Annotated in this window: 16 protein-coding genes; 10 read left to right on the forward strand and 6 right to left on the reverse strand. The window is 66.2% G+C overall.

The features are described from left to right. Positions 1 to 2: 2 nt before the first annotated feature. From yidC to rpmH, 4 genes are read right to left on the reverse strand one after another with little or no spacing between them, the layout of a single operon-like run. A complete protein-coding gene (gene yidC, locus F614_RS0104175; protein WP_019558335.1) occupies positions 3 to 1,703 on the reverse strand; it encodes a membrane protein insertase YidC in 1,701 nt (566 codons plus the stop codon). A gap of 8 nt (positions 1,704 to 1,711) precedes the next feature. Further along, positions 1,712 to 1,969 carry a membrane protein insertion efficiency factor YidD gene (yidD, locus tag F614_RS0104180; RefSeq protein ID WP_017943060.1) on the reverse strand — a complete coding sequence of 86 codons (258 nt, stop codon included), beginning with the start codon at positions 1,967 to 1,969 and terminating at the stop codon, positions 1,712 to 1,714. After that, complete coding sequence (gene rnpA / locus F614_RS0104185) at positions 1,966 to 2,319, reverse strand: ribonuclease P protein component (protein ID WP_019558336.1); 354 nt, start codon at positions 2,317 to 2,319, stop codon at positions 1,966 to 1,968. The genes yidD and rnpA overlap by 4 nt, the downstream gene beginning before the upstream one ends. 22 nt (positions 2,320 to 2,341) lie before the next feature. Then, positions 2,342 to 2,476: a 50S ribosomal protein L34 gene (rpmH, locus tag F614_RS0104190; protein WP_018141118.1), complete on the reverse strand. Its 135-nt coding sequence runs from the start codon at positions 2,474 to 2,476 to the stop codon at positions 2,342 to 2,344. A 153-nt stretch (positions 2,477 to 2,629) separates the two neighbouring features. Here rpmH and dnaA point away from each other — a divergent pair, with 153 nt between their 5' ends. The 9 genes from dnaA to F614_RS0104235 all read left to right on the forward strand — a co-directional run bounded on the left by dnaA (position 2,630) and on the right by F614_RS0104235 (position 15,299). Continuing rightward, positions 2,630 to 4,000: a chromosomal replication initiator protein DnaA gene (gene dnaA / locus F614_RS0104195; RefSeq protein WP_019558337.1), complete on the forward strand. Its 1,371-nt coding sequence runs from the start codon at positions 2,630 to 2,632 to the stop codon at positions 3,998 to 4,000. Positions 4,001 to 4,246: 246 nt separating this feature from the next. Continuing rightward, entirely contained in the window at positions 4,247 to 5,350 is a 1,104-nt protein-coding gene (gene dnaN, locus F614_RS0104200) for a DNA polymerase III subunit beta (protein ID WP_019558338.1), read from the forward strand. A gap of 328 nt (positions 5,351 to 5,678) precedes the next feature. Then, positions 5,679 to 6,761 carry a DNA replication/repair protein RecF gene (locus F614_RS0104205; protein WP_019558339.1) on the forward strand — a complete coding sequence of 361 codons (1,083 nt, stop codon included), beginning with the start codon at positions 5,679 to 5,681 and terminating at the stop codon, positions 6,759 to 6,761. 125 nt (positions 6,762 to 6,886) lie between these two features. After that, positions 6,887 to 9,316 carry a DNA topoisomerase (ATP-hydrolyzing) subunit B gene (gene gyrB, locus F614_RS0104210; RefSeq protein WP_019558340.1) on the forward strand — a complete coding sequence of 810 codons (2,430 nt, stop codon included), beginning with the start codon at positions 6,887 to 6,889 and terminating at the stop codon, positions 9,314 to 9,316. A 35-nt stretch (positions 9,317 to 9,351) separates the two neighbouring features. Then, positions 9,352 to 9,867 (forward strand): hypothetical protein, encoded by a 516-nt coding sequence (locus tag F614_RS0104215; RefSeq protein WP_019558341.1) that lies wholly within the window; start codon positions 9,352 to 9,354, stop codon positions 9,865 to 9,867. A gap of 129 nt (positions 9,868 to 9,996) precedes the next feature. After that, positions 9,997 to 12,045, forward strand: coding sequence for a M3 family metallopeptidase (locus F614_RS0104220; RefSeq protein WP_019558342.1), 2,049 nt, complete (start codon positions 9,997 to 9,999; stop codon positions 12,043 to 12,045). Next, the gene (gene xth, locus F614_RS0104225; protein WP_018876797.1) at positions 12,042 to 12,809 is read left to right on the forward strand and encodes an exodeoxyribonuclease III; all 768 of its coding nucleotides are present in this window, start codon (positions 12,042 to 12,044) and stop codon (positions 12,807 to 12,809) included. The genes F614_RS0104220 and xth overlap by 4 nt, the downstream gene beginning before the upstream one ends. 42 nt (positions 12,810 to 12,851) lie before the next feature. Beyond that, on the forward strand, positions 12,852 to 14,315 hold the full coding sequence (ubiD, locus tag F614_RS0104230; protein ID WP_018876798.1) for a 4-hydroxy-3-polyprenylbenzoate decarboxylase: 1,464 nt from the start codon (positions 12,852 to 12,854) through the stop codon (positions 14,313 to 14,315). Positions 14,316 to 14,318: 3 nt separating this feature from the next. Further along, positions 14,319 to 15,299 carry an alpha/beta fold hydrolase gene (locus F614_RS0104235; RefSeq protein ID WP_018876799.1) on the forward strand — a complete coding sequence of 327 codons (981 nt, stop codon included), beginning with the start codon at positions 14,319 to 14,321 and terminating at the stop codon, positions 15,297 to 15,299. Here the strand turns inward: F614_RS0104235 and F614_RS0104240 are convergent. Further along, positions 15,296 to 15,883, reverse strand: a complete 588-nt coding sequence (locus F614_RS0104240; RefSeq protein ID WP_018876800.1) for a hypothetical protein — start codon at positions 15,881 to 15,883, stop codon at positions 15,296 to 15,298. The genes F614_RS0104235 and F614_RS0104240 overlap by 4 nt on opposite strands. 178 nt (positions 15,884 to 16,061) lie before the next feature. Between F614_RS0104240 and F614_RS0104245 the strand changes: the two genes are divergently transcribed. Continuing rightward, complete coding sequence (locus F614_RS0104245; RefSeq protein WP_018876801.1) at positions 16,062 to 17,090, forward strand: CDP-6-deoxy-delta-3,4-glucoseen reductase; 1,029 nt, start codon at positions 16,062 to 16,064, stop codon at positions 17,088 to 17,090. Between the two features lie 231 nt (positions 17,091 to 17,321). Here the strand turns inward: F614_RS0104245 and F614_RS0104250 are convergent, their stop codons facing one another. Next, entirely contained in the window at positions 17,322 to 18,152 is an 831-nt protein-coding gene (locus F614_RS0104250) for a uroporphyrinogen-III synthase (RefSeq protein ID WP_018867597.1), read from the reverse strand. Positions 18,153 to 18,154 lie beyond the last annotated feature (2 nt).

Here is an 18,154-nt window from a genome sequence, read left to right on the forward strand (position 1 = left end):
GGTCAGCTCTTCTGCTTGTCCGGGTCCTCGCCGCTTTCGATCTTGCGCGTGATGTACCACTGCTGGGCGATGGAGAACAGGTTGTTGGTGAACCAGTACAGCACCAGGCCCGCCGGGAAGAAGGCGAAGAAGATCGTAAACACGAACGGCAGCGCCATGAAGATCTTCTGCTGCACCGGGTCCATCGGCGGCGGGTTCAGCTTGTACTGCACGAACATGGACACGCCCATCAGGATCGGCAGGATGAAGTACGGATCGCGCGAGGACAGATCCTGGATCCACAGCCACCACGGGGCCTGACGCAGTTCCACACTCTCCAGCAGCACCCAGTACAGGGCGATGAACACCGGGATCTGCACCAGGATCGGGAGACAGCCACCCAGCGGGTTGATCTTCTCCTTCTTGTACAGGTCCATCAGCGCCTGGTTCATGCGCTGCTTGTCGTCCTTGTAGCGCTCCTTCAGGGCCTGCAGCTTGGGCGCGACCTTGCGCATGCGCGCCATCGAGCGGTAGCTGGTCGCGGACAGCTTGAAGAACGCCAGCTTGATCAGGATGGTCAGGATGACGATCGCCCAGCCCCAGTTGCCGACCACCGCATGGATCTTGTCCAGCAGCCAGAAAAGGGGCTTGGACAGGAAGGTGAAGATGCCGTAGTCGACGGTCAGCTCCAGACCCTGTGCGATCTGGGAAAGCTCGTCCTGCAGCTTCGGGCCCACCCACAGGCGCGTGGAAAATGCGCCGCTGGAGCCGGCCGGGATCTGGATCGATTCGGAGTGGAGGCCGATCAGGTACTCGTCACCCACCTCGCCCGGCACCGCGCGGGCATAGAGCGCATTGACCTCGTCCTCGCCCGGGACCCAGGCGGACACAAAGTAGTGCTGGATCATCGCGACCCAGCCACCCTGGATGCGCGCCTGGATGGGGTCGTCGCGCAGCGACTCGAAGCGTTCGCGCTCGTAGCTCCCATCGAAATAGGCGGCACCGGTGAAGGTGTAAAGCCACCAGGACTCGCGGTCGGGCGTGGGGCCGTGACGCAGCTGACGGTACTGGCGACCGCTCCAGGTGGAATCCGAGCGGTTGTGGACCTCGTAGTCCACCTCGATCAGATGCGAGCCACGGGTGAAGGTATAGGTCTTGATGACCTCGATCTCGCCATCCTCGGAGGTCCAGCGCAGCGGGACCTCGAGGGTGTCCTGACCCTCGGCCAGTTCGAAGCGGTCCTGGTCGACCTGGAAATTGGCGTGATGCGACGGGGCGCGACCCTCCATGGATCGGTCGTTGACCCGATCATGGGTCAGGCCGCTCTGGGCAACATAGCCCCGGACCCGATGGTCGAACAGGCGCACAGGGACCAGCGGATCGTCCTGCAGGTCCCGCGGATACTGCAGCAGGTCCGCCCGCAGGAGCGTACCGCCACGGGTATCGATCAGGATCTCGTGGGTGTCGGTGCGCACCGTGATCTGGCGGCGGTCCGGCTCCTGCAGCGTACTGACCTGCGGCGCATCGTCCGCGCGCGGCTGGTCCTCCGACTCGAACTGCGGCGCATCCGGCACATCCTCCGGCCGCGCGTCCGGATCCTCCTCGGCCTGCTCGGCGGTACGATCCGGCTGGGAGGGAGTGCCGTAATCCTGATTCCAGGCCTGCCACATCAGGAACAGGACAAAGGCCAGGGTTAGCCACAGGAGGGGACGAAGGTTATCCATGAGCGCGACTACTTTGAGGGTCGGGTGCTGGGAGAATCGGAACGCGGTGCCGGAACCGGATCATAACCGCCCGGGGACCAGGGGTGGCAGCGCAGGATGCGCCGCAGACCCAGCCAGAAGCCCCGCAGGACCCCGTGGGTCTCGACCGCCTCGACGGTATACGCCGAGCAGGTCGGATAGTGACGGCAATGCGGGGCCATGAACGGCGAGATCCCGTACTGGTAGGCCCGCACGGGCAGCAGGGCAATCTTGCGGGGCAGGCTCATTGCAGACGTTCCAGCAGGCTGTCGATTTCGGCGCGCAATGCGCGTCGCTCGGCGCTCGCCGCGCCAACCCGCGCCAGCACGATCATGTCGAGCGGCGGCAGCTGGGCGCGGCGCACGCGGAACGCCTCGCGCACGATGCGCTTGATCCGGTTGCGGTCCGTGGCATGGCGCACATGCCGCTTGCCGATAGCCAGGCCCAGACGCGCCTCGCCGGTCTCCGAACGCCGATAGAGCAAGGTCAGGTTGCGACCGCGCTGACGTCGGGCATCCCCGAATACACGCTGGTAATCCGCGCCCGTCAGCAAACGGACGCGGCGCGGAAAGGTCTGGATGGCTGGCGCCGCGGTCACGGGAGCCGGCGCGCCGCCCGGTTTACGGGCAGAGGCGCTTGCGGCCCTTGGCGCGACGGGCGTTCAGGACCTTGCGGCCACCACGGGTGGCCATACGGGCCCGGAAGCCGTGCGTGCGGGCGCGGACGAGCCGGCTGGGTTGGAAAGTGCGCTTCATGTCGGTTCCCGGTGACGCTTGGTTAAAGGGCGGTGAAAACTATCGCCATCCGGGGACAAAGTCAATCTCGGGGTCGGCAAGCCGCTGGCACCGTGGGGGCCCATCGGCGTAGACTCGGGGACTTCCATTCCCCGCCGCCCCGGAGACAAACGCGTGTCAGCCAATGCCCTGTGGACAGCCTGTCTGGACCGCCTGCAGGGGAAGGTCAGCGAGCAACAACTCAACACCTGGCTAAGGCCACTGCATGCCGAAGAATCGGAGGGCTCGCTGCGCCTGCTGGCGCCGAACCAGTTCGTATTCGAGCACGTGCGCGACCACCTCCTGGCGTCGATCGAGGAAACAGTGGGCGAGCTGCAGCCCGCGAACGACCATTCGGGTCGGCGTGTGCGCCTCGGCATCGGTGGTGCGGAACTGTCGTCAAAACCGCCCCCCGATCCCCACGAGTCCCAGCGCGAGCGGGCCGCGGCGGAAAAGGCGAGCCCGCCACCCCGTCCCCAGGGCCCGGTCAGCAACCTGAACCCGGCATTCACCTTCGACACCTTTGTCGAGGGGAAGTCCAATCAACTGGCGCGGGCCGCGAGTCTGCAGGTCGCAGAGAATCCCGGGGTTGCCTACAACCCGCTGTTCATCTATGGCGGGGTGGGGCTCGGCAAGACCCATCTGATGCACGCGATCGGGCACAGCATCCTGGCGCGGCATCCGGAGGGGCGGATCATCTACCTGCACTCCGAACGTTTTGTGGCGGACATGATCAAGGCGCTGCAGCACAACGCGATCGACGAGTTCAAGCAGCACTACCGCTCCGCGGACGCACTGCTGATCGACGACATCCAGTTTTTCGCGGGCAAGGAGCGGTCCCAGGAAGAGTTCTTCCACACCTTCAACGCCCTTCTGGAAGGCCAGCAGCAGATCATCCTGACGTCGGATCGGTATCCGAAGGAGGTCGAGGGGCTCGAGGAGCGCCTGAAGTCGCGCTTTGGCTGGGGCCTGACGATTGCGATCGAACCGCCCGAACTGGAGACGCGCGTCGCGATCCTGCAGCGCAAGGCCGAACAGGCCGGGATCGAGCTTCCCACCGAGGTGGCCTTCTTCATGGGCAAGCGCATCCGGTCCAACATCCGCGAACTGGAAGGCTCCCTGCGTCGGGTGATCGCCAACGCCCATTTCACTGGCAAGCCGATCACGCTGGATTTCGCGAAGGATGCGCTGCGCGATCTGCTGGCTGTCCAGAACAAGTTGATTACGCTGGAGAATATCCAGAAGACCGTGGCGGATTACTATCGCGTGAAGGTCGCGGATCTGCTCTCCACCCGACGCAGCCGATCCATCGCCCGGCCGCGTCAGATCGCGATGGCACTGGCCAAGGAACTGACCCAGCACAGCCTCCCGGAGATCGGCCAGGCCTTCGGCGGGCGAGACCACACCACCGTGATCCATGCCTGCCGGAAGGTAGCGGAATTGCGCGAGGCGGATGCGAGCCTGGACGAGGACTACTCCAACCTGTTGCGGACATTGAGCAGTTGAACGCGGGGCATTCCGGTGGGCCGAAACCTGTGGATAACCTGGGTGCAACACCGGTATGGATGCGGGGAAAAATCGAGGGGGCAAACTGTCCACAGGTTGGCAACAGGCTTCACAGAGGTAGCAGAACCCCAAGGGAAAGAATTAAGTTTCTGATAAAAAAGAAGTTATAGGGTTTTCTTCACAGGGAAGTCGGCCCCTTATTATCACTAGATGAATATCTAAACAGACTAGATACAGGACATCGCCATGGAACTGTCTTTCAATCGCGAGACGATGACCGAAGCGCTGCAACGGATTGTGGGCGCGGCCGAGAAACGATTGACGATGCCCATTCTCGGGAACGTGCGCCTGCGCCCGGATGACCATGGCGCGATCCGGATGGACACCACCGATCTCGAACTCGCTTGGCAGGCCGGCGCCGAGGGCTCAATTCCCGGGGAATGCGATGTTACGGTCTCGGTTCGCAAGCTGCTCGACGTGGTCAAGGCCGCACCGGCCGACAGCGAGATTCGCGCGAAGGTCGAGGGCGAACGCATGACGGTCGGTTTCGGGGGCTCGCGCTTCAGTCTGGCCACGCTCCCGGGGGCAGATTTTCCCGACTGGGAGGCGCGTGGGTCCGAGGTCGTGCTGGATGTGCCGCAGAACCGACTGCGTCGGTTGCTGGAGGCTACGATGTTCTCCATGGCTCAGCAGGACGTGCGCTACTACCTGCAAGGGCTTCTCCTGGTCGCCAGTGGCAACAGTCTGCGGGCGGTAGCCACGGATGGTCATCGCCTGGCGCTCGCCGAGGTGGAGCTGGAACAGCCGGTCGAGGAGCGGATCGAACGCATCGTGCCGCGCAAGGCCGTCGCCGAGCTGCGGCGCAACCTGGCCGATGACGACACGTCGGTGCGCATCGGCTTCGGCGAAGACCAGGTGGTGTTCGAGCTCGGCAGCGCGGTGTTGCGCAGCAAGGTGATCGAAGGACGGTTCCCGGACTACGAACGGGTGATCCCGGCGGATCTGCCGGCGACCCTGCGGGTGGACCGCGAGATCCTGAAGCAGGCACTGGGGCGCGTCGCGATTGTGGCAAGCGACAAGTATCGGGGTGTGCGGATGGTGCTGGGCGAGAGCGGGTGTCAGGTCATGACCCATAACGCCGATCGTGAAGAGGCCCAGGAGTCGGTGGAGGCGGAATACGACGGCGGTCCGATGGAGATCGGGTTCAACCTGGGCTACCTCGCGGATGTGCTGAATGTGCTGGAGACCGACCAGGCGCGGATCGGGCTGCGCGACGGCAACTCGTCCATCCTGATCCAGGCGGAACCGCCGGGCGGGGCGCGCTACGTCGTTATGCCGATGCGGCTCTAGGGAAACACGGATTCATCTACTCACTCGCGTGGGCACCCCAGATTTTCCGAGGCAAGGCGCGGCATGCCGCGGGTAGTGGTTCTACCCGCCCGTTTCTGATCGAGTCGAGGCGCACCGCAGGATCGGGGAACAGGGGGCACCAACCTCACAAGGCATTCAATGCAGGAGCTGGGCCGCCCGTTGTTGATCAAAAACGGGCGCGCGCACGGCGTTGCGGCTCGCCTGCAACAGAATGACTGCACGGCAGTCACTGCGCATTAAACGCACGCAAAAGCGACTGGAGCGCGAGCGTGTAGACGAATCACTGTTTCGCTAGGCTGGAGGTTGTGTGCTGAAGTCGCTCTGGTGGCAGGGGGTGCGTAATCTCGAGGAGCAGTCGCTGGTACTGGGGCCGGGGATCAATCGCCTGATTGGCCCGAATGGCGCGGGAAAGACCTCGGTGCTCGAGGCCGTCCATATTCTAGCGGCGGGGCGTTCGTTCCGGACGCAGCAATTGCGGCGGGTATTGCGAAGTGGCGGCGAGTCGCTGTGGGTTGGCGGAGAGGTCCGCGACGGGCGTGGCGGGGCGCATCGTCTGGGCGTGGTCTGGGATGGTACGCGGCGATCCCGGTTGGATGGTCGCTGGATGGAGGGCCATGCGACGGTGGCCGAATGGCTGCCGGTGCGCACCCTGCATGCCGGTTCGTTCGAGTTGCTGACCGGGGGGCCGGAGGAGCGACGGCGCCTGCTGGACTGGGGTTGTTTTCATGCGATCCCGGGCTATCGTGCGAACTGGCAACGCTGGAAACGCGCCCACGATCAGCGCAACGCCGCCCTGCGCACCGGTGACCGGGCCGCCGCCCGGGAGTTCGAACGCCCGTGGGTGGAATTCGGGGTGGCGATCAGCGAGGCGCGGGCGCGGTACGTCGAGGCTTGGGAACAGTGCACGGCGGAGGCAGCGGAGCGATTCGGGTTTGGTGACCGGCTCGGCGACCTGGGCTTGCGGGTCCGCATGGGGTGGGATCGCGACCGCAGTCTCGGGGAGGCCCTGGAGCGTAGCCGGGGCAGCGACGAGGAGCGCGGGTTCGCGCAGGTCGGGCCGCAACGGGCGGATATCGACCTCCGGCTGGCGGGGCGGGCGGCAGCCGAGGCCTCCAGGGGGGAGCAAAAGCGGGTCGTGACAGCGCTGGTCGGGGGGCAGGCCCGAATGCTGGAACGCGAGTGCGGTCGGGCACCCGTGGTGCTGCTGGACGATGTCGTCTCGGAACTGGACCGGGAGGCGGTGGAGGGGTTGATGGCCGGACTGAGGGTGTCCGGTTGGCAGATCCTGGTGACGGCCGTGGAAGATGCGGTGCCGGGGCTGGTCGGAGCGGACGCGGGCGAATTGTTCCACGTGAAACATGGCCGCGTGACACCGGCCAACCCCGCCTGATCGCTCTTTCTTTCCCGAATCCCGCCTGCCCCGACGCTCCTGTAGCCTCTCGAAGCCCGCCCCCCCGGTTGCCCCCGTCTTTGCGCTATACTGGCGTGTCTGCAACTCGCCGGATGACCACCTGCATGTCCGATATCGAATCCCAAGATCCCGCCGCCTACGATTCTTCCCAGATCCGTGTCCTCAAGGGTCTCGACGCCGTGCGCAAGCGACCCGGGATGTACATCGGCGATACCGATGACGGGACGGGCCTGCACCACATGGTCTTCGAGGTCGTCGATAACTCCATCGACGAGGCCCTGGCCGGTTACTGCGACAGCATCGAGGTCACGATCCACGAGGACAACGCGGTCTCCGTCAGCGACAACGGTCGCGGTATCCCGGTGGATATCCACGAAGAAGAAGGCAAGTCCGCGGCCGAGGTTATCCTCACCGTCCTGCACGCCGGCGGGAAGTTCGACAACAACTCGTACAAGGTCTCCGGCGGGCTTCACGGTGTGGGTGTCTCGGTCGTGAACGCCCTTTCGGAAGAGCTGCGCCTCGAGATCCATCGCGACGGCAAGCGCCACGAACAGACCTACCACCTCGGGGTCCCCGCGGCGCCGCTGGCCGAAGCCGGCACGACCGACCGCCACGGCACCCGCGTATGGTTCCGGCCCAGCCCCGAGATCTTTACCGACATCAACTTTCACTACGAGGTGCTGGCCAAGCGTCTGCGCGAACTGTCGTTCCTGAACTCGGGGGTCCGCATCACCTTGCGCGATCATCGCGACAACCGCGAGGAGACGTTCGTCTTCGAGGGCGGGATTCGGGCCTTCGTCGAGCATCTCAACCAGAAGAAGACCGCGTTGCATCCTACCGTGGTCTATGCCGACCAGATGCGGGATGACTATGCGGTCGAGGTGGCGCTGCAGTGGAATGACTCCTACCAGGAGAATATCTTCTGCTACACCAACAACATCCCGCAGCGCGATGGTGGCTCCCACATGGCGGGCTTCCGCGCGGCGCTGACGCGCACCATCAACCAGTACCTGGAGAATGAAGGCCTCATCAAGAAGGCCAAGGTGGCCACGGCGGGCGACGACATGCGCGAGGGCCTGACGGCCGTGCTGTCGGTGAAGGTGCCCGATCCGAAGTTCTCCTCCCAGACCAAGGACAAGCTGGTCTCCTCAGAGGTCAAGCCGATTGTGGAGAGTGTGCTGTCGGACGCCCTCAACAACTTCCTGCTGGAGAATCCGCAGGAGGCCAAGGCGATTACGGAGAAGGTTCTGGACGCCGCGCGTGCTCGCGAGGCCGCCCGCAAGGCCCGCGAGGTGACCCGCCGCAAGGGGGCCCTGGATATCGCCGGGCTCCCCGGCAAGCTGGCCGACTGCCAGGAGAAGGATCCGGCCCAGTCCGAGCTCTACCTCGTGGAGGGGGACTCCGCGGGCGGATCGGCCAAGCAGGGGCGGGACCGTCATTTCCAGGCCATTCTGCCGCTGAAGGGCAAGATCCTGAATGTCGAACGGGCGCGCTTTGACCGCATGCTCGGCTCGGCCGAGGTCGGGACCCTGATTACCGCCCTGGGCTGCGGTATCGGCAAGGAAGAGTACGACCCGGACAAGCTGCGCTACCACCGCATCATCATCATGACGGATGCCGACGTGGACGGCTCCCATATCCGAACCCTTCTGCTCACGTTCTTCTTCCGCCAGATGCCGGAGCTGATCGAACGTGGCCATGTCTATATCGCCCAGCCGCCGCTGTACAAGATCAAGCGGGGCAAGCGCGAACAATACGTGCGCGACGAGGCGGAGATGGGCGAGATCGTGATCTCGCTGGCCCTGGATGGTGCCGCGCTCTATCCCAGCCCGGACGCCCCGCCCATCACCGGCGAGGCCTTCGAAGACCTGGTGAAGGGCTACCAGAAGGCCGCCCGCGCGGTCGAGCGCCTGGGCCGCATGTACGACCCGCGCATCCTCTGGGCGATGCTCGAGGCCGACGCCATCCCGGAACCGCGCAGCGTCACCAATCCGGAGGTGCAGGCCTGGTTCGCCCGCATCCTCAAGGGGCTCTCCAGCGACAAGGCCGGCGCGACGCGCTACAGCCTGGGGGCGGTGACCGACCGCGACGGCCACGCCCAGCTGAGCCTGGACCGGATCGAGCACGGCGCGGCCCTGTCCCAGTACATCAACGACGATACGCTGGCCTCGCGTGATTTCCAGGCTGTGCTGGACCTTTCTGCCCGACTCAATGCGTTGCTGGACGAAGGCGCCTACATGAAGCGCGGCGAGCGGGTCCACCTGATCGAGGGATTCTCGGAAGCGATGGAATGGCTCCTGCACGAAGGCCGCCGCGGCCTGGCCACCCAGCGTTACAAGGGTCTGGGCGAAATGAACCCGGATCAGTTGTGGGAAACCACCATGAACCCGGAATCCCGCCGCCTCCTGCAGGTCCGCGTGGAAGATGCGATCCGGGCCGACGAGATCTTCACCACGCTGATGGGTGACCAGGTCGAACCCCGGCGCGATTTTATCGAGTCGCGCGCATTGAGCGCGGAGAACGTCGATATCTGACGGACCCCGCCACGCCCCGACTTCAGCACCCGCGTATGGAGGTCCTGGCTGTCATCCTGACGCTCGTGGTCCTGAGCCTTGTCGGCTTCCGCGTCCACACCCACCTCGCGATCCACGAGCGCCAGGTGGTGTCCGCCTGGGATCGCCTGGACACACTGCTTACGCAACGCAACGGCGTCCTGCACATGATGGGATTGGCCGACCCCGATCCGCTCGTCGACGTCCAGACCGCCCTGCGTGCGCAGGAGGCTGCCCGACGCCGCGGCGATCTCCCCGCGCTGGCCCGAACCGAGCGCAGCATTCGAGCCGCGTGGGACAGCTATCTGTCTGAATTATCAGAAGAAAACGAATATGCACCGGCCCTTGTCGGGCGCACCCCGGAACGCGTCGCAGCCCTGGATCAGGCCATTACCGACGCACTCGCGCGATACAACACCGCGGTAGCTGACTTTTCCGCCCTGCGCAGGCACTGGGCCCTGGGTCCGCTGGCCCGCCTCGCGGGCTATCAAGCCTTCGACCCCATCGGACCCCCACCGGACACCTCGCCCTGAACCGGCTCGCATCCCCAGGGGGAACACCCTCCCGGGGATGCGGTCCGAATGGCATAATCCGCAGGCAGTCGCGCCCGCGTGTCTTGATCGGTTCGCGCGACCCTGGCTCACCCGACCCCTGGAGAGACCGTGTCCAATCCCCTGCTGCAGACCGACCGGCTGCCCGCCTTCCGCTCCATTGAACCCGAACACGTGCTGCCGGCGGTGGAAACCGTGCTGGTCGAGAATCGAACCGAGATCGACCGTCTCGTGGAAGCGGCCGGAGACCAGCCGAGCTGGGATTCGCTGATCCGACCACTGCAGGAACTGGATGCCCGTCTGGATGCCGTCTGGTCCCCGGTCGGCCACCTGAACGCCGTGATGAACGGCCCCGCGATCCGCGAGGCCTACAACGCCAGCCTGCCCCTGCTTTCCGACTATGGCAGCTGGGTTTCGCAGCATCAGGGACTGTACCGCGCCGTCCGTGCCCTGGCCGACAGCGACGAATATGGAGATCTCCCGGCCCCCCGGCGCAAGGTCCTGGACGACATGCTGCGCGATTTTCATCTCAGCGGCGTGGACCTTCCCGAGCCCCAGCGCGACCGGCTGCGCGCGATCAACGCCCGGTTGTCCGAGCTCACTGCTCGTTTCGAGGAGAATGTGCTCGATGCCACCCAGGCGTGGACCTGGCAGACCGATGATCCCGCGGCCCTGGCGGGCATCCCCGAGTCGGATCGCGCCATGCTCGCCCAGAACGCCCGCGACCATGATCAGTCGGGCTTCGTCGTCACCCTCGACATCCCGAGTTACCTCGCGGTGATGACCCATGCCGAGGATCGCGAGCTGCGTTACCGGGTTTATGAGGCCTTCACCACGCGAGCCTCCGATCGCGGGCCGGGGGCCGGCAACCATGACAACTCCGAGATCATGGTCGAGCTCCTGCAGCTGCGCGCGGAAAAGGCAGATCTGACGGGCTTCGCCCACTATGCCGAGCGTTCGCTGGCGACCAAGATGGCCACCAGCGCCGAACAGGTCGAAGGGTTCCTGCTGGATCTTGCCCACCGCGCACGCCCCCGGGCGGAACGCGACCTCGAGGAATTGCAGAGCTTTGCGCGGGACGAGCTCGATCTGGAGACCCTGGAGGCCTGGGACATGGCCTTCGCCGCGGAGAAGATGCGCGAACGGCGCCTGGGCCTGAGTCAGGAGATGCTGAAGCCCTATTTCCCCGCCGACCAGGCCGTGAACGGCCTGTTCGGCCTGGTCCAGCGCCTGTTCCAGGTCCGCTTCGAGCCTGACGACAGCGTCGAGACCTGGCATGATGATGTCCGCTTCTACCGTATTTTTGACGCGAAAGGCGCGGAACGCGCCGGCTTCTACTTCGATCTCTACGCCCGCAAGAACAAGCGCGGGGGCGCCTGGATGGATGTCTGCCGCAACCGCTTTGTCTCGGGTGATCGCGCCCAACTGCCGGTCGCGTACATGACCTGCAACTCCACCCCTCCGGTGGACGGCAAGGCCGCCCTGTTCACCCATGACGAGGTGATCACCCTGTTCCACGAATTCGGGCATGGACTCCACCACATGCTGACCCGCGTCGACGAACCGGACATCGCCGGCATCAACGGGGTCGAGTGGGATGCGGTGGAACTCCCCAGCCAGTTCATGGAGAACTGGTGCTGGGAGCGCGAGGCCCTGGACCTGTTTGCCCGTCACCACGAGACCGGGGAGGCGATGCCCGAGGACCTCTACCAGCGTCTTCTGGGCACGCGTCACTTCCATGCCGCCCTGCAGCTGCTGCGCCAGGTCGAGTTTTCCCTGTTCGATATGCGCCTGCACGCCGGTCCGCCCCCGGGCGACGCGGCCGCCATCCAGCACCTGCTGGAGGCGGTTCGGGAAGAGATCGCGGTGGTGCATCCGCCGGAATTCAACCGCTTCGCCCACGGCTTTGGCCACATCTTCGCCGGCGGCTATGCCGCCGGCTATTACAGCTACAAGTGGGCCGAGGTCCTGTCCGCGGACGCCTTTGGCCGCTTCGAGGAAGAGGGCCTGTTCTCCCCGGAAGTCGGCGCCGCCTACCTGCACGAGATCCTCGAGGCGGGAGCCTCACGGCCCGCCGCTGATTCCTTCCGGGCGTTCCGGGGTCGTGATCCCGAGATCGATGCCCTGTTGCGCCACAGCGGCCTGGAGGACGCCGCGTGAAGATCGCCAGCTGGAACGTCAATTCGCTGAAGGTGCGCCTGCCGCAGGTGCTCGAGTGGCTCTCGAGCTCGCGCACCGACATCCTGGCGCTGCAGGAAACCAAGCTGACCGATGAGAACTTCCCCGTGGCCGCCATTCAGGATGCCGGCTACCAGGTGGTGTACTCGGGCCAGAAGACCTACAACGGCGTGGCGATCCTGTCGCGCACCGAGGCGACCGAGGTCGTCACCGATCCGCCCGGGCTCGAGGATGCCCAGCGCCGTATCCTGGCCGCCACCATCGGCGACATCCGCGTGGTCAACCTGTACGTGGTCAATGGCGAGAACGTCGGCACCGAGAAATACGCCTACAAGCTCGACTGGCTGGCACGCATGCGCGACTGGCTGGCCGACGAGATCGCCCGGCATCCGAATCTGGTGGTTCTGGGCGACTTCAACATTGCCCCCGACGATCGTGATGTCCACGACCCCGAGGCCTGGCACGAACGCATCCTCTGCTCCACGCCCGAACGTGAGGCCCTGGCAGCCCTCACCGGTCTGGGCCTGGTCGATACCTTCCGCGCCTTCGACCAGCCGGAGGCGGAGTTCTCCTGGTTCGACTATCGCGCCGCGTCGTTCCGCCGCAACCGCGGCCTGCGCATCGACCTGGTCCTGGCCAGCGCGCCACTGCAGGCGCGCCTGCAGGCCGCCGGCATCGATCGCGAACCGCGCTCCTGGGAGCGTCCTTCCGACCATGCCCCGGTCTGGGCGGAATTCTCCGACTAGCCGAGACCCCTCACCGGCCCGCCTGACCACTGGGAGCGACCCGTGAAGTACAAGGACCTGCGTGATTTCATCGACGGCCTCGAACAGCGCGGCGAGCTGCGTCGCATCACCCGCGAGGTGGACCCGAACCTCGAGATGACCGAGATCGCCGACCGCGTCTTGCGCGCTGGCGGCCCGGCGCTGTTGTTCGAGAACCCCACCGGATCCGACATCCCGGTACTGGCCAATCTCTTCGGTACTCCCGAGCGGGTGGCCATGGGTATGGGCGAGGACTCGGTCGAGGCCCTGCGTGAGGTGGGACGTCTGCTCGCCTTCCTCAAACAGCCGGATCCGCCCAAGGGATTAAAGGCCGCCTGGGAGCAGTTGCCGGTCTTCCGCAAGGTCCTGGACATGGCCCCGAAGAAGACCCGCGGGGCCGCCTGCCAGCGCCATGTGATCGAAGGCGACGCGGTCGACCTGTCGACCCTCCCGGTGCAGACCTGCTGGCCCGGGGACGCCGGGCCACTGATCACCTGGGGCCTGGTGGTCACGCGCGGCCCCGAGAAGTCACGCCAGAACCTGGGCATCTATCGCCAGCAGGTGATCGGTCGCAACCGGTTGATCATGCGCTGGTTGTCGCATCGTGGCGGCGCGCTGGATTTCCAGGAGTGGACCCGCGCCCATCCCGGAGAACCGTTTCCGATTGCCGTAGCCCTGGGCGCCGACCCCGCTACCATCCTCGGCGCCGTGACCCCGGTGCCCGACACCCTGTCGGAATATGCCTTTGCCGGCCTGCTGCGTGGCAGCCGTACGGAGGTTACCCGTTGCATGGGTTCGGACCTCGAGGTGCCGGCGTCGGCCGAGTTCGTGCTGGAGGGCCATATCCACCCGGGCGACACCGCGCCCGAAGGCCCGTTCGGCGACCATACCGGCTACTACAACGAGGTCGACGAGTTCCCGGTGTTCACCATTGACCGGATTACCCACCGCGACGACCCGATCTATCACTCCACCTACACCGGCCGCCCCCCAGATGAACCCGCCGTCCTCGGCGTGGCCCTGAACGAGGTCTTTATCCCGATCCTGCAGAAGCAGTTCCCGGAGATCGTGGACTTCTACCTGCCCCCCGAGGGTTGCTCCTACCGCCTTGCCGTAGTCTCCATGCGCAAGCAGTACCCGGGCCATGCCAAGCGCGTGATGATGGGCGTGTGGTCGTTCCTGCGTCAGTTCATGTACACCAAATTCGTGATCGTGGTCGATGACGATGTGAACACCCGCGAATGGAATGACGTGATCTGGGCCATCACCACGCGCATGGACCCGGCGCGGGATACCACGCTGGTCGAAAACACCCCGATCGACTACCTGGACTTCGCCTCCCCGGTGTCCGGGCTCGGATCGAAGATGGGCATGGACGCCACCTCCAAGTGGCCGGGCGAGACGGATCGCGAATGGGGGCGACCAATCGCCATGGACGAGGCGGTGAAACGCCGGGTTGACGAGATCTGGGATGACCTGGGGTTATGACGCGTGAGCCGCCGCGCTGTCCGGGCCGGTGGCTGGCTGCTGCCGGGCGTGCTGCTGGCTCTGGCCGGCTGTGCCGCCGTCCCGGAGCGTGACTCGATGCGGGCGGACTCAACCCCTGCAGAGCAAACCCCCACCGCGACCGCGATTGCGCCCGACCGCATCCGCCACTGGCCGGCCGATGCCCCGGCCGCGGTCGTGATCGCCCTGCACAGCTTCCGCGACCATGCCGGGGCGTATGCCTCCCTCGGTCCGTGGCTGGCCGAACGCGGGTACAGCGTTCACGCCCTGGATCAGCGCGGGCATGGCGCCAGCGAGCCGCATGGGCGCTGGCCCGGGATGCAGCCCGTGATCGAGGATGTGGTTGCGATGGTCCATGCCGCCCGCGCGGAGGATCCGGACCGGCCCGTCTTCCTGATGGGGGAGAGCATGGGGGGCTCGGCCGCACTGGCGAGCCTCGCGACGTATCCGGAACTCGATGTCGCCGGCGTGATCGCGGTGGCCCCGGGCCTGCGTGGCGGCATACCCGCGCGCGGGTTCTGGGACGCCGCGGTGCGCACCGGCGAGACCCTGGCCGGGGGCCTGACGCTCACCATCGACCCCGACTACGCCGACAGCCTGGACCCCGCCGCGGTGGAGCGATTCGCCAACGACCCGCAGGTCATCCGCCGAGTGCGGTTGGATACCTATGCCGGCGTGGTCTGGCTCGCGCAGTACGCCACCGATTACATCCACCACGTGACGGTCCCGGTGGTCTATTTGTGGGGCGAGCAGGACGGGACAATCCTGAAACCCTCGGTATGCGCCGCCGCCCGCGCGCACCCCGGGCATCGGGCGGAGGTCTGGACCGAACCGCACTGGCCGCACCTGCTCCTGCACGCCCCGGACTGGCCGACCACCGCCACCCGTCTGGTCGACTGGATGCAGCGGGTGACGGACGACGCACCGGGCCCGCGGGTTGCGCGGGCTCCCGCCGCCTGCGACTAGTCGCCCAGGTGGGCGCCATCCTCCGGCGCCGCCGACCAGGTCGCGATATCGCGGCCCATCGCCTGTACCGTGCGGCCGAGCACCGAGCACGACCCCTTGAAGCCTCCAAACGCACCGCCACCGGAGAAGCGCCGCGAGGTAAAGCTGGCCTCTTCCTCACCATCGCTGTAGAGCGTGCCGGCGGCCTCGGTGACCTTGCGATGGCCGATCCAGGCATTGCCGCCACTGACCGCGTCGGTCAGTTCCACCACCAGTACCTGACCCCCGGCGGAGGGGTCGACGCTCGCCTCGCGTTCGAAGCGCAGGCCCTGGTCGGCGCCATAGTGGGCGATGAACTCGGAGAACTGTTCCTCCAGGTTGCACTCCTGACGGATATTGCTGGCGATGGTGGCATCGGCACTGTAGGGCACCGAATGGGCAACCCGGATCACCGGTGCGTCCGCCGGGACATCCGCGGTCGCGGCCGGGGCGTCGGCCTCGGCCTCCGCCGCGCGGTCGCTGGAATCGGTGGAACGGGTCTCGTTGGAGGCACAGCCTGTCGCGAGCAGCAGGCCGGCCCCGGCCGCAATCAGCAAATGACGCATAGCATTCCCTTGTCGTTTTTGTGGAACGCACCTGATTCTGCCCAACCCGCTCGCGGGGCGAAACCCCCAGGGCTGGTTCCCGCGAGATCTCCATCCGGGCCACCCGGCGGGATTGCGGTTGCTTGCGTTCCGCTTGCTACTGGCGAGAATGATCGGCTTTCCGCGACCGGGGGTTTCCATGGCGTTCGATGTCACCATTCAGCCCAGTGGCCACGTGTTCGAGGTCGAGGACGACGAGACCGTCCTCGAGGCCGCCCTGCGCCAGGGCTATGCGTTTCCCTACGGCTGCCGCAATGGCGCCTGCGGCTCCTGCAAGGGGCGGGTCCTGCAGGGCGAAGTCGATCACGGACCGACCCGGCCGCAGGGCATCACCGACGCCGAACTGGCCGACGGCATGGCCCTGTTCTGCCAGGCCGTCCCGGTGGACGATCTGGAGATCGAGGTGCGCGAGATCGGCGCCGCCCGGGATATCGTCGTCAAGACCCTGCCGTGCCGTGTGGCGGAGCTGAACCGCCTCGCGGACGATGTGATGGAGCTGCGCCTGCAGCTACCGGCCACCGAACGCCTGCAGTTCCTGGCCGGGCAGTACCTGGACGTGCTGCTGAAGGGCGGCGACCGCCGCAGCTACTCGCTCGCCAACGCCCCGCATGACGATGCCCAGCTGGTACTGCATGTGCGGCAGATGCCGGGCGGGCGTTTCTCCACCATGGTGTTCGAGGAGCTCAAGCCCAAGGCCCTGCTGCGCATCGAGGGCCCGCTCGGCAGTTTCTTCGTCGACGAGGAATCGCCGAGGCCGCGCCTGTTCGTCGGCGGCGGCACCGGTTTCGGACCGCTGAAGGGTATGTTGGATCACCTGGCCGCGGAGGGGCTGGATCGGCCGCACCACCTGTTCTGGGGCGCGCGCGCGGCGGAAGGCATCTATGCCCCGGACTGGCTCACCCGAATGACGGACGAGCACGCCGAGTATTTCCGCTTCACGCCGGTCCTGTCCGATACCCCGGCCGAGACGGCCGCCGGTTTTGCCGCGGTCAGCGGCTGGCCGCACGACGCGGTGCTCGCTGAATATCCGGACCTGTCCGGCTTCGACGTCTACATGGCCGGGCCTCCGGCCATGATCCACGCCGCCCGCGAGGCCTTCCGCGCCGCCGGCCTGCCGCAGGAGCAGCTCTACTACGACAGCTTCGAGCCCGCCACCCCGGCCGAGTAAATTCGCCGGCGTTCGCAGGGCTTGTTCACCACGAAGCGCACGAAGGCACGAAGAAATTCAAGGGCGAAAAGCCTGAACAGGAAGACGCGAAGACAGGAAGATTTCTTGGGGGCATCAGAGAGTTCCCTGACGCTGGTGCTTGCAAGGCGTTGATCGTTTGGTCAACGCCCAAGCTGTAGAACCTTCCGATCTTCCAGTCTTCCTGTGAAAGGCTCTTGTCGTGGTGGATGATCAGGTGCGGTCCGTGCGTAGTTGGTCTGCCAGGCGGTGGACGGCGGCCAGCATGGCGGTGTCGGTGGGGTCCTCGGCGGTTTCCACCGCGGCCTTGAAGCCGAGTTCCCGCGCGATCTCGGCGATGCGCTCGCTGCCGACCACCAGCGGGGTCTTGCGCAGCCACATGCGGCCCAGCTTGCCGACCATCTCGTAGAGGTTGCGCAGGCCCTCGCCACTGGTGATGGTGATGATGTCGATCTGCCCGCGCGAGAAGGAATACATCAGTTCGCCGGTATCGCCCTCGGGGCGTCCGCGGCGGTAGGCCTCGGCAAAGGTCACCTCGGCGCCGCGTTCCTTCAGCGTGTCGCCCAGCAGCTCGCGCCCGCCGTCGCCGCGGAAGATCACCACGCGCTTGCCGGCCACGTCCTGCATGGCCTCCTGCGCCAACAGCGCCTCGCTGTCGAAACGCCGCGGGGGCAGGATATCCGCCGGGCGACCGAAGCCCTTCAGCTCCTGCGCGGTGCGGTTGCCGATGGCGGCGATCTGCGTGGTCGCGGGCCAGTCGCGTTCCGCCAGTGCCAGGTTGAGTACGCGCTGCACCGCGTTCGGGCTGATGAACACCGCGATGTCGAAGCGGTCCAGCCGCTCCAGGATCTCGCGCAGGTTGGTGGGGTCGCTGGGGGCCAGGATCTCCAGCACGGGGAAACGGATCACCGTTGCGGCCTCCGCCGCCAGCGCCTCGCAAAAGGGCTCGGCCTGGGCGGCCGGGCGGGTCACCAGGATGCCGAGGCCGGCCAGCGGACCCTGACCCTCGGTGGCCACGGCGTTCTCGTCTGCGGATGCGGTCATGC

It is taken from the genome of Thioalkalivibrio sp. ALE12 (genome assembly GCF_000381105.1).
In the GTDB taxonomy this organism is placed as follows: domain Bacteria; phylum Pseudomonadota; class Gammaproteobacteria; order Ectothiorhodospirales; family Ectothiorhodospiraceae; genus Thioalkalivibrio.